Origin of the sequence: Thauera phenylacetica B4P (assembly GCF_000310225.1) — a bacterium.
GTDB lineage: Bacteria > Pseudomonadota > Gammaproteobacteria > Burkholderiales > Rhodocyclaceae > Thauera > Thauera phenylacetica.
In genome coordinates this window covers 1-12543 of sequence record NZ_AMXF01000117.1, presented here as the reverse complement: position 1 = coordinate 12543, position 12543 = coordinate 1, and the positions used below count along the sequence as shown (strand labels likewise).

Annotated in this window: 11 protein-coding genes and 1 pseudogene; 6 read left to right on the top strand and 6 right to left on the bottom strand. The window is 70.3% G+C overall.

Annotated elements, in window-relative coordinates; genetic code table 11:
- Positions 1 to 177: 177 nt before the first annotated feature.
- The 5 genes from C667_RS25075 to cydP form a co-directional block, all read right to left on the bottom strand.
- Positions 178 to 486 carry a cyd operon YbgE family protein gene (locus tag C667_RS25075; RefSeq protein WP_039921622.1) on the bottom strand — a complete coding sequence of 103 codons (309 nt, stop codon included), beginning with the start codon at positions 484 to 486 and terminating at the stop codon, positions 178 to 180.
- Positions 487 to 604: 118 nt separating this feature from the next.
- The gene (cydX, locus tag C667_RS26835; RefSeq protein WP_004366759.1) at positions 605 to 757 is read right to left on the bottom strand and encodes a cytochrome bd-I oxidase subunit CydX; all 153 of its coding nucleotides are present in this window, start codon (positions 755 to 757) and stop codon (positions 605 to 607) included.
- Positions 758 to 784: 27 nt separating this feature from the next.
- Positions 785 to 1927: a cytochrome d ubiquinol oxidase subunit II gene (cydB, locus tag C667_RS14260; protein WP_004366758.1), complete on the bottom strand. Its 1143-nt coding sequence runs from the start codon at positions 1925 to 1927 to the stop codon at positions 785 to 787.
- Positions 1928 to 1943: 16 nt separating this feature from the next.
- Positions 1944 to 3506 (bottom strand): cytochrome ubiquinol oxidase subunit I, encoded by a 1563-nt coding sequence (locus C667_RS14255; protein ID WP_004366756.1) that lies wholly within the window; start codon positions 3504 to 3506, stop codon positions 1944 to 1946.
- Positions 3496 to 3693, bottom strand: coding sequence for a cytochrome oxidase putative small subunit CydP (gene cydP, locus C667_RS14250; protein WP_004366754.1), 198 nt, complete (start codon positions 3691 to 3693; stop codon positions 3496 to 3498). The genes C667_RS14255 and cydP overlap by 11 nt, the downstream gene beginning before the upstream one ends.
- Positions 3694 to 3866: 173 nt before the next feature.
- Here cydP and C667_RS14245 point away from each other — a divergent pair, with 173 nt between their 5' ends.
- The 3 genes from C667_RS14245 (at position 3867) to mnmL (ending at position 7635) form a co-directional block, all read left to right on the top strand.
- Entirely contained in the window at positions 3867 to 5264 is a 1398-nt protein-coding gene (locus C667_RS14245) for a sigma-54 interaction domain-containing protein (RefSeq protein ID WP_004366752.1), read from the top strand.
- A 408-nt stretch (positions 5265 to 5672) separates the two neighbouring features.
- Positions 5673 to 6275 carry a ubiquinol-cytochrome c reductase iron-sulfur subunit gene (gene petA / locus C667_RS14240; RefSeq protein ID WP_004366751.1) on the top strand — a complete coding sequence of 201 codons (603 nt, stop codon included), beginning with the start codon at positions 5673 to 5675 and terminating at the stop codon, positions 6273 to 6275.
- 364 nt (positions 6276 to 6639) lie between these two features.
- Entirely contained in the window at positions 6640 to 7635 is a 996-nt protein-coding gene (mnmL, locus tag C667_RS14235) for a tRNA modification radical SAM protein MnmL/YtqA (protein ID WP_039921620.1), read from the top strand.
- A gap of 456 nt (positions 7636 to 8091) precedes the next feature.
- On the opposite strand, the gene C667_RS14230 is transcribed toward mnmL, so the two are convergent.
- Positions 8092 to 8550: a c-type cytochrome gene (locus tag C667_RS14230; RefSeq protein ID WP_004366746.1), complete on the bottom strand. Its 459-nt coding sequence runs from the start codon at positions 8548 to 8550 to the stop codon at positions 8092 to 8094.
- 522 nt (positions 8551 to 9072) lie between these two features.
- On the opposite strand from C667_RS14230, the gene C667_RS14220 reads away from it, so the two are divergent.
- From C667_RS14220 to C667_RS14210, 3 genes and pseudogenes are all read left to right on the top strand, one after another.
- Entirely contained in the window at positions 9073 to 11592 is a 2520-nt protein-coding gene (locus C667_RS14220; protein WP_004366741.1) for a PEP/pyruvate-binding domain-containing protein, read from the top strand.
- 70 nt (positions 11593 to 11662) lie between these two features.
- A complete protein-coding gene (locus C667_RS14215; protein ID WP_004366739.1) occupies positions 11663 to 12118 on the top strand; it encodes a hypothetical protein in 456 nt (151 codons plus the stop codon).
- Between the two features lie 25 nt (positions 12119 to 12143).
- Positions 12144 to 12543 (top strand): annotated as a pseudogene (locus tag C667_RS14210) (phospholipase); the annotation flags it as partial.

Below are 12543 nucleotides of genomic sequence, written 5' to 3'. Positions count from 1 at the left end.
CGGCGAGCGAGCTCCGGCGATCGTTTCGGCAGGTCCTTCATGGTCTCCTCCTTCAGGTTGGGTCGGCCACTGCCCGTCGGGCGGGTGCGGCCTGTCGTGTGTGCAGCGAGAACTATATAAGCAAACACTTAACGGCGGTTAAGGAAAATCGCCGGAAATGCACGCCTTGCGAAGGCCTCATGCCATCAGGCTGGCCATGCGCAGGCCGGCCAGGATCACGCCGAGCCAGCACGCGAGCGGAGAGAACAGCAGGCGGATCAGCGGGTTCTGCGGCCGGAAGCCGACGCCGGCGACGAAGCCGGCGCTCATCGCCCAGAACAGCGCCATCGCCGCGGGGTGGTCGGCCGCGCCCGCGGGCCCGGCCAGCGCACCCGGCCACGCGGTGATGCCGAGCATCACCGCGATGGCCAGCAGCAGCGGCAGCACGCGGATGCGCGCCTCCTCCTCGGTCGGTGCGGGGACGGCCGCGACAGGGGCGGTGTACACGGCAGCCACCCGGACCGGGGCGGTGACGGCCAGCTTCGCGTCCGCAGGTTGCGCGGGCGTGAGCGTGGGCGCGAGGGGGGAGCCGAGAGGGGGAACGAGCGGCTTCATCGTGTGCCCCTCAGCCCGCCGGCGGCAGCTCGCCGCGGTGCGCCTGCGCTCGCGCATCCGCGAGCGCGGCGGCGCGCGCCTCCTCGTTCTCGCCCCACAGCGCATTCATGATGGCCAGCAGCACCGCGAAGCCGATGCCCAGTACCCAGGCGAAATACCACATGTCGTTCTCCTTGTTTCGTGTGCGTGTTCAGTACGCAGAGTGTTCGTTTTCACGGATGTAGGCCGCGGTGACCTTCCCGGCCATCACGCTGTAGGCCCAGCTCGTGTAGGCGACGATGATCGGCATGAAGATGACCGTGGCCCAGAACATGATGCCCAGCGTGCGGTGGCTGGAGACCGCGTCCCACACCGTGAGGCTGGCGCCCGGCACGGTGGAGGAGGGCATCACGAAGGGGAACATCGACACGCCGGCGGTGCCGATCACGCCGACGATGGCGAAGGACGAGGCGACGAAGGCAGTGAGCGTGCGCCCCTTCCACACGAGCAGCAGCGCGGCGATGCCGCCGGCGTAGGCCAGTGCCGGCACCAGCATGGTCAGCGGCGCGGTGGTGTAGTTGGCCAGCCAGGCGCCCGGCTGCAGTTCGACCATCTTGGCGAGCGGATTGGGCAGCGCCGCGGTGTCCACCACCGAGGTAATGGCGTAGCCGAAGCTGCCGTTCGCGATCCACAACCCGGCCGCGGAAAAACCCGTCAGCATCAGCACGCCGAAGATCAGCGCGGCGGTGGTGGCGCGGCGCTGGATGTCGCCCTCGGTGCGGTGGGCGAGGTAGATCGCGCCGTGGAAGGTGATCATCGCCGTGCTCACTACGCCGGCCAGCAGTGCGAAGGGGTTGAGCAGGCCCCAGAAACTGCCGGTGTAGTGGGACACCAGGGTGTCGTCGAAGTGGAAGGGCACGCCCTGCAGCAGGTTGCCAAAGGCCACGCCGAAGATCAGCGGCGGCACGGCCCCGCCGATGAACAGTCCCCAGTCCCAGGTGCTGCGCCAGGTGGCGTTGTGGATCTTGCTGCGGTAGTCGAAGCCCACCGGGCGGAAGAACAGCGCCCACAGCACCGCCAGCATCGCCCAGTAAAAGCCCGAGAAGGCCGTGGCATAGACGATCGGCCAGGCGGCGAAGATGGCGCCGCCGCCGGTGATGAACCACACCTGGTTGCCGTCCCAGTGCGGGCCGACGGTGTTGATGATGACGCGGCGCTCCTCGTCGTTCCTGCCGACGAAGGGCAGCAGCGTGCCCACACCCATGTCGTGGCCGTCCATGATGGCGAAGCCGACGAGCAGCACGCCCACCAGCAGCCACCAGATGATCTTGAAGGTCGGGTAGTCGAAAATCATGATGTTCGCTCCGGGATCAGGCGTGGGCGTGATGGGTTTCGTTGAGGTAGCGGCCGGTGCCCAGGCTGCCCGGGCCCTGGCGGGCGAACTTCACCATCAGGTACATCTCGACGATCAGCAGCACGGTGTAGAAGCCGACGAAACCGGCGAGCGAGCCGTACAGGCTCTCCACCGTCAGCGTGGACACCGACAGGTGGGTGGGCAGCACGCCGTAGATGGTCCAGGGCTGGCGGCCGTACTCGGCCACGAACCAGCCCATCTCGCACGAGATCCACGGCAGCGGCAGGGACCACAGCGCCCAGCGCAGCAGCCAGCGGCGCTCGGCGAAGTCACCCTTGATCGAGTACCACAGCGCCAGGCCGAACAGCGCCAGCATCGCAAAGCCCAGCGCCACCATGATGCGGAAGGTCCAGAACAGCGGCGTGACCTTGGGCAGCGTGTCGCGCGCGGCGCGGTCGATCAGCTCGGGGGTGACGTCGTCCATCGAGGCGACGTACTTCTTCAGCAGCAGGCCGAAGCCGAGGTCGTCCTTGACCTTGTCGAAGGCCTCGCGCAGCGCCGCGTCCTGCGGGTTCCTGCGCAGCGCCTCGAGCAGCTTCACCGCCTCCACGCCCACGGTCACGCGTTCGCGGTTCAGCGCGTAGATCTGGTTGAGGCCGGGCAGCTCCTTGTCGAGCGAGCGCGTGCCGATGAGGCCCATCACCCAGGGGATGTGGATGGCGAAGTCGTTCTTCATCTCGGCTTCGTTGGGCACGGCGATGACGTTGAAGCTGGCCGGGGCCGGTTCGGCCTCCCACATCGCCTCCATCGCCGCGAGCTTGGTCTGCTGCGCCTCGCCGAGCGCGTAGCCGGACTCGTCGCCGAGCACGATCACCGAGCAGATCGAGGCGAAGCCGAAGGCCGCCGCGATGCGGAAGCTGCGCTTTGCGAACTCCACGTCGCGTCCGCGCAGCAGGTACCAGGCCGAGATCGACAGCACGAACATCGCGCCGGTCACATAGCCCGCGGACACCGTATGCACGAACTTGCCCTGCGCCACCGGGTTGAACACCACCGCCCAGAAGTCGGTGAGCTCCATGCGCATCGTCTCGTAGCTGAACTCCGAGCCCACCGGGTTCTGCATCCAGCCGTTGGCGATCAGGATCCACAGCGCCGACAGGTTGGTGCCCACCGCCATCAGGATCGTCACCAGCAGGTGCTGCTGGCGCGACAGGCGGTCCCAGCCGAAGAAGAACAGGCCGATGAAGGTCGACTCGAGGAAGAAGGCCATCAGGCCCTCGATTGCCAGCGGTGCGCCGAAGATGTCGCCCACGTAGTGCGAGTAGTAGGCCCAGTTGGTGCCGAACTGGAACTCCAGCGTGATGCCGGTGGTGACGCCGAGTGCGAAGTTGATGCCGAACAGCTTGCCCCAGAAGCGGGTCATGTCCTTGTAGATCGTCTTGCCGGTCATGACATAGACGCTTTCCATGATGACCAGCATCCACACCATGCCGATGGTGAGCGGCACGAACAGGAAGTGGTACATCGCCGTGGCGGCGAACTGCAGCCGCGACAGGTCGACGAGTTGCTCACTGACCATGGGTTTCTCCAGATGTCGTGTGTTGTTTTGAGCTTGCCGGGGCGACAACCTGGGCAGCCATCACGCCGGGGTCGACCTCCACCTTCGCGTCGCGGATGAAGGTCCACCACAGCGCGGTGATGAGGATCAGCTTGAGCACGATGACGAGGGTGATCTCGCGGACGAGGCGGCGGTCGGTCGGGTTCATGACGGGCTCCGGTTGGCCCTGTCCCCATATCAAGACCCGTGCCAAAGCCTGCGTCATGGTCTGGATTTGATGTAAATCAAGGGTTTCGCGCGCATCCAGCGTGCCTGCGGATTGACGCGCATGCTGTCAGCAAGGCAGACTCGTGGCAGATCAACCGTCACGCCTGACAGAACATGCCGCCCGACACCCGCCCGCTGCCCGAGCTGGTCTCCTTCCTCGAGACCCTCCCCGAACCGCACATCCTGTGCGACCGCGACTACCGCATCATCGCCGCCAACGCCGCCTACCGGCGCTCATGGCCGGAGGCGCGCAGCGTCATCGGGCGCACCTGCTACGACGTGTCCCACCACTACAGCGTGCCCTGCGATCGCGCCGGTGAATCCTGCCCGCTCGCGCGCAGCCTGCAGTCCGGCCAGCGCGAGCGCGTGCTGCACCTGCACCACACGCCGCGCGGCGAGGAATACGTGAACATCGAGCTCTCCCCGGTGCGCGACGCCGGCGGCGAGATCGCCTGGTTCATCGAGAAGATGGAGCCGATGCACGTCGCCCGCGGGGTGTCGGACCACCGCGGCCTGATCGGCCGCTCGCCCGCCTTCCAGCGCATGCTCGAGCTGATCGCGCGGGTGGCGCCCTCGGACGCGAGCGTGCTGCTGCAGGGCGAATCCGGTACCGGCAAGGAACTGCTCGCGAGCGCGGTGCACGAGGCCAGCCGGCGCGCGGAGGGGCCCTTCGTGGTGGTGGACTGCTCGGGCCTGCCCGAGACCCTGTTCGAGAGCGAGGTCTTCGGCCACGAGCGCGGCGCCTTCACCGGCGCCACCGCGCGCAAGCCTGGCCTGGTCGAGGCGGCCAGCGGCGGCACGCTGTTCCTCGACGAGGTCGGCGACATCCCGCTCGGCATGCAGGTCAAGCTGCTGCGCCTGCTCGAGACCGGCACCTACCGCCGCGTCGGCTCCACCGAGCTGCGCCGCGCCGACATCCGCCTGGTCTCGGCCACCCATCGTCCGCTCAAGCGCATGATCGCCGAGGGCGGCTTCCGCCAGGACCTGTACTTCCGCATCAACACCTTCCCGATCACCGTGCCGCCGCTGCGCGAGCGCGAGGGCGACCTGCCGCTGCTGATCGACTCCCTGCTCGAGCGCGTCGCCCCCAAGCGCACGCTGTCGCTCAGCCCTGCCGCGCTGCGCGTGCTGTGCAACTACCCCTTCCCGGGCAACGTGCGCGAGCTGCGTAACGTGCTCGAGCGCGCCAGCCTGATGTGCGATGGCGAGCTGATCGGCCCCGAGCACCTGCCCGAGGAAGTGCTGCATCCGGAGCGTGAGAGCGCCGAGTCACGATTTGCCAGTGGGAGTCCGTCGGCCGCCGACGCGCCGGTGCGCGATCCGCTCGACCTCGAGGAGGTGCAGCGCCAGGCCATGCTGCGCGCGGTGCGTGCGCATCGCGGCAGCCGGCGCGAGCTGGCGCACCGGCTGGGGATCAGCGAGCGCACGCTGTATCGAAGGCTCAAGGCGCTCGGGCTGCTGGACGGCGAGGGCGGCGGCGAGAGTGGAGCTTGGAGCGTCGAGGGAAGCTGAGCGCGGGTGCTGAAGGGGTGCTGAAGGGGTGCTGAAGGGGTGCTGAAGGGGCGCGGAAGGGGCGCGGAAGGGGAAGGAGCGCGGAAGGGGACTACAGGAGGATCTGCTGCGTGCGGCACTGTCACTTGTGGCAGCGAAATTGCGCTGTCGGCAGAAAATGGCAGGGTGAATGTGCCGAGATGCGCGTGAATCCAGCGTCGAGGCGGCTTTTTAGAAACCTGGCACGGCGGTTGCTTTATAGAACCCCGAGCGAAGCAGGCCGCGTCGTGATCGCTGCATGATCGTCCCCCCTCAACGGTCTTGCCCCTGGCAGCGTAGTTTCGATTGAGTGCCCCCCGGCCGCTTCGCCCTTTTTTCCGCCGCCCGCCCGGGCCGGAAACCTCGATACATCCCTGGGAGAGGCCCGCCATGTCCGATACGCCATCCGAGCTTGCGGCCCAGCGCCGCAAGCTGCTGATCGCCACCAGCGCCGCCGGCGCGGTCGCCGCCGGCGCCACCGCCATCCCCTTCGTCGCCAGCCTGACCCCCTCCGAGCGCGCCCGCGCCGCCGGCGCCCCGGTCGAGGCCGACGTCTCCAAGCTCGCCATCGGCGACATGATGACCGTCGAGTGGCGCGGCAAGCCGGTGTGGATCCTGCGCCGCACACCCGAGATGCTCGCCACGCTCGAGCAGAACGAAGCCCGCCTGGCCGACCCCGTCTCGGGAGAGCCGCAACAGCCCGAGTACGCCACCAACCGCCACCGCTCGATCAAGCCCGAATACCTGATCGTGATCGGCATCTGCACGCACCTGGGCTGCTCGCCATCCGAAAAATTCGCCTCCGGCACCACCGAGGGCATGACCGCCGACTGGCCGGGTGGCTTCCTGTGCCCCTGCCACGGCTCGATCTTCGACCTCGCCGGCCGCGTGTATCTGAGCCAACCCGCCCCCACCAACCTCGAGATCCCGCCGCACAAATGGCTGTCCGACGGTCTGGTGCTGATCGGCGAGGACGACCACGGCGCCGCCTGAGCACGCCCGCTCCATTCCCCCCTACACGCCCATCACCGCCGCGGCGGCCCCTGTAGGAGCGCCGGCAGGCGCGAATGGACGGTGCAGGCTAGGCGACCGCGCCTCGCTCGTGACACCGCCGTCTTCGCGGCCGCCGCCGCTCCTACACGCCCATCGCCACCGCGACGGCCCCTGTAGGAGCGCCGGCAGGCGCGAATGCGGCTTCGCTTGCGTACCGTCAAGGGCTGAATCGCTAGTCGGCGGCACACTCGCGCCCCGGTGTGGTTTCCGACCACGCCCGCCACCGCCGCCTGCTTCGTCCATCTCCCCGGCCTTCTGCATGAGCTCCGCGCCCACACTCGTTTCCCTGCTGCATTCCGACCCCATGCCCTACTCTGATGGCAGCGCAAGAACCGCAGCCTCACCCTTCGGAGAGCGCCGCTACAACGCCTGGAACGACCACGTGAAGCGGCGCTGGGGCGGGCGGGTGCAGAAGGTCTCGGTGGCCGCCGGTTTCACCTGCCCGAACCGCGACGGCACCCTGGGCAGCGGAGGCTGCACCTTCTGCAACAACGCCGGCTTCACCCCCGGCTATCTCGACCGCCGCGACCCGATCGGCGACCAGATCGAAGCCGGCCTGCGTTTTCTCGACCGGCGCTATCCGGGCACCGAGCGCTTCATCGCCTACTTCCAGGCCTATAGCAACACCTACGGCGAGTTCGCGCGCCTGCGCGAGGCCTACGAGGCCGCGCTCGCCCACCCGCGCATCTGCGGGCTGGCGATCGGCACGCGGCCGGACTGCCTGCCCGACGCGGTGCTCGACTACCTCGCCGAGCTCGCCCGCGAGCACATCGTGGAGCTCGAGATCGGCGTGGAGTCCTGCGACGACGAGGTGCTGCGCCGGATCAACCGCGGCCACGACTTCGCCTGCAGCGAGCACGCCATCCGACGCGCCGCCGCGCGCGGCCTCGGGGTGACCGCCCACCTGATCCTCGGCCTGCCCGGGGAGACGCGCGCCGGCATGCTCGAGGCTGCACGCCGCCTGTCCGCGTTGCCGATCGCGGCGCTCAAGCTGCATCAGCTGCAGCTGGTGCGCGGCACCGCGATGGCGCGCGACTGGGCGCGTGATCCGCAAAGCGTCCCCTTGCTCGCCGAGGACGAGTACATCGTGCTGCTCGCCGACTTCGTCGAACGGCTGTCGCCCGAGATCCTGCTCCAGCGTCTCGGCAGCGAAGTGCCCCCCGCGCTCAAGCTCGCCCCGAATTGGAACCTCCGCCTCTCCGAGCTCGCCCCCCGGCTCAGCGCCGAGCTCGCTCGTCGCGACAGCTGGCAGGGGCGTCGGCACGCGCCCACCAAAGAAGGCCTGGAGGCTGGCCTGTAGGCGCGAATGCTGCGTCGATCCCCCGCGCCCCCTTCACCCACCGCACCGCCCCTTCGCGGCTGCCGCCGCTCCTACATGGCGCCGTGCCACCCGCCCGCGACGGTTCCTGTAGGAGCGCCGGCAGGCGCGAACGCTGCGTCGATTCCCCGCGACCCCGTCACCTGCCGCACCGCCCATTCGCGGCTGCCGCCGCTCCTACATGGCGCCGAGCCACCCGCCCGCGACGGTTCCTGTAGGAGCGCCGGCAGGCGCGAACGTTGCGTCGATTCCCCGCGACCCCGTCACCCGCCGCACCGCCCGTTCGCGGCTGCCGCCGCTCCTACATGGCGCCGTGCCACCCGCCCGCGACGGTTCCTGTAGGAGCGCCGGCAGGCGCGAAGACAGCGTTCGAGGACAGGTGCTTGCGGAGGGGCGCGCCTTCCCGGCAGCTTCTGCGCCCGTCCTGGTGGCGCGAGGTCAGCGCCGGAAGTCGTTGTGGCAGGCCTTGCAGCTGTCCTGCACGGCCGCCAGCGCGCTGCGGGCCTGGGCCTCGGAGCGCGCGGAGGCGGCGGCGAGGAGGCGGTCGGTGGCGCTGATGAATTCGCTGCGCCTGCGCTCGAACTCGTCGGGTTTCTCCCACACCGCCGGGCGGGCCTTGGTGGGCGGGTAGTTCGTATCCGCGCCGAAGTGCTTCCACGGCGTCTCGCGCACCGCGGCGAGCTGGTCGGCGAGGCTGGCGAACCGGTCGGCGTCGAAGCGCCTGTCCTTGAGCATGGTGCTCATCGGCTCGGTGCTGCGCAGCATCGCCTTGAAGGCGTCGCGGCGCTGGGTCACCGGCTTGTCCGGGTGCGTGTCGGGCGGCTCCGAGGAACAGGCGAGCAGGAGTGCGGCGGGGAGGGCGAGAAGGAGGGGGCGCAGGGCGGTCGGTCGGGGCATTGGGGCGTGGGGCGTGGGGAGTGAGGCGTCAGGGCGCGGGGATGGGACAGGACGGGATGGGACAGGACGGGATGGGACAGGACGGGATGGGACAGGACGGGATGGGACAGGACGGGATGGGACAGGACGGGATGGGAGAGGACGGGATGGGGCCGGGCGGCGCGACGACGGTCGAGCCGCGGCCGACCCAATCGGGCGGGCGAGGCGAGCGGCCGATTGTGCCGGACCGGGTGGCTTGATGGGCGCGTCGTGCGGACAGAATGCCGCGCTGCGGAAAAGTTCCCGCCCGCCTTGCGCGCATAATCGCGCTCGCAGGCCTTGTGCGAGGTAGCGTCCATGATTCCCACCGTTCCGCCCACCGTTCCGCCCACCGCCACGGCGCCCACCGCCACGGCGCCCACAGCCACGGCGCCCACAGCCACGGCGCCCACAGCCACGGCGCCCACAGCCACGGCGCCCACAGCCACGGCGCCCACATCATCCGCCTTCGCCCCGACCACCGGCCTGCCCGGCCTGGACGCCATGTTGCGCGGCGTGGCGCGCGGCGACAACATCGTCTGGCAGGTGCAGGCGCTGGACGACTACCGCGCGCTGGTGCTGCCCTACGCGCGGGCGGCCCGCGCGCAGGGGCGACGCCTGATCTATTTCCGCTTCGCGGCGCATCCGCCCCTGCTCGGGGACGACAGCGGCGCCGAGGTGTTCGCCCCGCGCCCCGAGGACGGCTTCGACGCCTTCGTCGACCAGGTGCATTCGGTGATCGAGGCTGCGGGGCGCGAGACCATGTACGTCTTCGACTGCCTGTCGGAGCTCGCCGAGGCCTGGCTGTCCGACCGCATGCTCGGCAACTTCTTCCGCCTGACCTGCCCACGGCTCTTCGACCTCGACACGGTGACCTACTTCGGCGTGCTGCGCCATCGCCACGCGCGCGCCGGCATGGACATGATCACCGAGACGACGCAGTACCTGCTCGACGTGTTCCGCTGCCGCGGCCGGCTCTACATCCGGCCGATCAAGGTGCAGCACCGCTCGGCGGCGGCGATGAACCTGATCCACGCCTGGGAGCCGGGCGAGCGCTTCCGCGCCGTGGCCGACAGCGGGACGGTGGCGGAGATCCTCGCCGGCTCGGGCTGGCCGGGGCTGGAGGACGAGCAGATCCGCAGCCACTGGCAGCAGCTCTTCGACCAGGCGCGCACCTTTGCCGCCCTGCGCGCGGCCGAGGTGCCCGAGCTGGCCGGCGAGGCGGTCGCCTTCGCGCGCCTGGCGCGCCTGCTGTTTCCCGATGAGGCGGGCCTGCAGGACCTCATCGCGCGCTACCTGAACCTGGACGACCTGCTCGCGGTGCGCGCGCGCATGATCGGCATCGGCACCATCGGCGGCAAGGCCGCGGGCATGCTGATCGCGCGCGCGGTCGTGCGCCGTGACGCGCCCGCGCTGCACGCCCGCCTCGAGGCGCACGACTCCTTCCACGTCGGCAGCGAGGTCTTCGACACCTTCTTCGTGATCAACGGGCTGTGGTGGATGCGCCGCCGCCAGCGCGAGGCCGAGGGCTTCCTGCACGGGCTCGACGGCGAGGACGGTGCGCGCGCGCACATCCTGCGCGGCCGCTTCCCCGAGTCCACCCTGCGCCAGTTCGAGGGCATGCTGGACTACTTCGGCGAGTGGCCCTTCATCGTGCGCTCGAGCTCGCGCCTGGAGGACCGCTACGGCAACGCCTTCGCCGGCCAGTACGACAGCGTGTTCTGCGCCAACCGCGGCACGCGCGAGGAGCGCCTGGCCGCGCTGCTCGACGCTGTGCGCCAGGTTTACGCGAGCACGCTGTCGGAGTCGGCGCTGCGCTACCGCCAGCGCCGCGGCCTGCTCGACGAGCACGAGCAGATGGCGCTGCTGATCATGCGCGTCTCGGGCACCGCCGGCGGGCGCTGGTTCAACCCGCACGCGGCCGGCGTCGGGCTGTCGGTGAATCCCTATCCGTGGAACCCGCGCATCGACATGAAGGCGGGCGTGGTGCGCCTGGTGGCCGGCCTGGGCACGCGCGCGGTCGATCGCGCCGACGACGACTACACCCGGCTGATCGCGCTCGACGCGCCCGAGCTGCGCCCGGAGACCAGCTTCGGCGCGATCGCGCGCCACGCCCAGCGCCGCATGGACAGCCTGGACCTGGAGCGCGGCGAGGTGATCTCGGGGCCGTTCGCCGAGCTGGTGCGCGGCCACGCGGATTTTCCGCTCGCGTTGTTCACGACGCGCGAGGCCGAGGACCGCCCGGCCTTCCTGACCTTCGACGGGCTGATCGCGCGCACCGGCTTCGTCGCCGACCTGCGCACGCTGCTGGGCGTGCTGCACGCCGCCTACGCGCATCCGGTGGAGATCGAGTTCGCGCTCAACTTCGTGCCCGACGGCGGCTATCGCATCAACCTGCTGCAGTGCCGGCCGATGCAGGTGCGCAGCGTGGAGGGCGTGCAGGGCGTGGAGCCGCCGGTCGACGCGCCGCGCCTGGTGGAGGCGCGCGGCGCGGTGATCGGGCCGAGCCGGGTGATCCGCCCCGAGCGCATCGTGCTGGTGCGTCCGGCCGCCTTCGCCGCGCTCGACCAGTCCGGGCGGCTGGCGGTGACGCGCGTGCTCGGCCGCCTCAACGCGCTCGCCGGCGAGCGCTGCGTGCTGATGCTCGGCCCCGGGCGCTGGGGCTCGAAGGACCCCTTCCTCGGCATCCCGGTGCTGTTCTCCGAGATCAACCATGTCGCCGCGCTGTGCGAGATCGTGGCCATGCATGAGCACCTGGTGCCCGACGTCTCGCTCGGCACCCACTTCCTCAACGAGCTGATCGAGGCCGACCTGCTGTACTTCGCGCTGTTCCCCAGGATGGCGGGCAACGCGCTCGACGAGGCGGCGATCCTGCGCTGGCCGAACCGGCTCGGCGAGTTGCTGCCGGACGACGCCAACTGGAGCGCGGTGGTGCACGTGGCCGACCCCGCGCGGGCGCCCACGTTGTATGCGGATGCGCCCGGGCAGCGGGTGGTGGTGGTCGAGGGCGCGGTGGCGGCTTGATTCAGTTCAAGCGCTTTCGCAGCCCGCCCGGGTAGGATGGCGACCGTTCGCATCCAACCGGAGATCGTGCATGCGCTTCGCCTTCCTGTGTGCCGCCGTCGCGGCGCTGTGTGCCACCCCTGCGCCCATCCTCGCCGCCGACGACGCGCGCCCGCAACCCAAGCTGCAGGCGCCCGCCGACGAGTTGCCGCGCCCGGCCGACGAGAAGCTGCGCGCCGGCATGCTGCAGCTGCGCGAGACCGTCGCCGCGCGTGTGTCCGACCCGGCCCTGGACGAGGCCGCGCACGTCGCGCTGTCCGCCGAGATCCTGCTCCAGGTCGGTGCGATCAGCGCGGGACGCGACTTCCGCGGCCGCGCCGGCCGCCACCTGCAGTGGCTGCTCGGGGACATCAGCGATGGTGCCGGGCTGATGCGCGACGCCCCGCGCCAGCAGGCCAAGCGGCTCGGACTGCTGCGGGTGGCCGAGACGCTGAACTTCTACGGTCGCGAGTACGACCACCCGGGCTGGGAGCCGATCAAGCCGTGATCGCCGCCCCGGCGCCGCCGCGGCGATGAAGCCCGCGCTGCGTATCCTCGCGGGCCCGGTCGCGCGTGCGCGCTTGCGTGAGCGCGGCCTGGCTCCAGCGGACGTGCTCGCCGTGCCCGGCGCGGCCGGCGGGCCGAAGGGCCTCATCCTCAATCCGCTCGATCGCTTCCTCTTCGGCCATTGGCTGGCGGGAGAGGGCGCGCCGGTGCACCTGCTCGGCGCGTCGATCGGCGCCTGGCGCATGGCCAGCGCCTGCCTTCCCGATGCCGCCGCGGCGCTCGCCGAGATGGCACGGCATTACGTCGAGGAGAGCTATCTCGACGCCGCCGAGGTGGAGAAGGCGCGCGCGAGCGGCCGCCCGGTGCCCCAGCCCGGCGCGGCGGCGGTCAGCCGCGCCTTCCGGGCGCGCCTCGCCAGCCATCTGG

What these genes read in the sequence shown, in the direction of transcription:
- cydX (WP_004366759.1), bottom strand. Translation starts at nt 757, where the DNA reads ATGTGGTATTTCGCCTGGGTACTGGGCATCGGCTTCGCGGTGCTGCTG.
- cydB (WP_004366758.1), bottom strand. Translation starts at nt 1,927, where the DNA reads ATGATTTTCGACTACCCGACCTTCAAGATCATCTGGTGGCTGCTGGTG.
- C667_RS14255 (WP_004366756.1), bottom strand. Translation starts at nt 3,506, where the DNA reads ATGGTCAGTGAGCAACTCGTCGACCTGTCGCGGCTGCAGTTCGCCGCC.
- cydP (WP_004366754.1), bottom strand. Translation starts at nt 3,693, where the DNA reads ATGAACCCGACCGACCGCCGCCTCGTCCGCGAGATCACCCTCGTCATC.
- C667_RS14245 (WP_004366752.1), top strand. Translation starts at nt 3,867, where the DNA reads ATGCCGCCCGACACCCGCCCGCTGCCCGAGCTGGTCTCCTTCCTCGAG.
- petA (WP_004366751.1), top strand. Translation starts at nt 5,673, where the DNA reads ATGTCCGATACGCCATCCGAGCTTGCGGCCCAGCGCCGCAAGCTGCTG.
- mnmL (WP_039921620.1), top strand. Translation starts at nt 6,640, where the DNA reads ATGCCCTACTCTGATGGCAGCGCAAGAACCGCAGCCTCACCCTTCGGA.
- C667_RS14230 (WP_004366746.1), bottom strand. Translation starts at nt 8,550, where the DNA reads ATGCCCCGACCGACCGCCCTGCGCCCCCTCCTTCTCGCCCTCCCCGCC.
- C667_RS14220 (WP_004366741.1), top strand. Translation starts at nt 9,073, where the DNA reads ATGTTGCGCGGCGTGGCGCGCGGCGACAACATCGTCTGGCAGGTGCAG.
- C667_RS14215 (WP_004366739.1), top strand. Translation starts at nt 11,663, where the DNA reads ATGCGCTTCGCCTTCCTGTGTGCCGCCGTCGCGGCGCTGTGTGCCACC.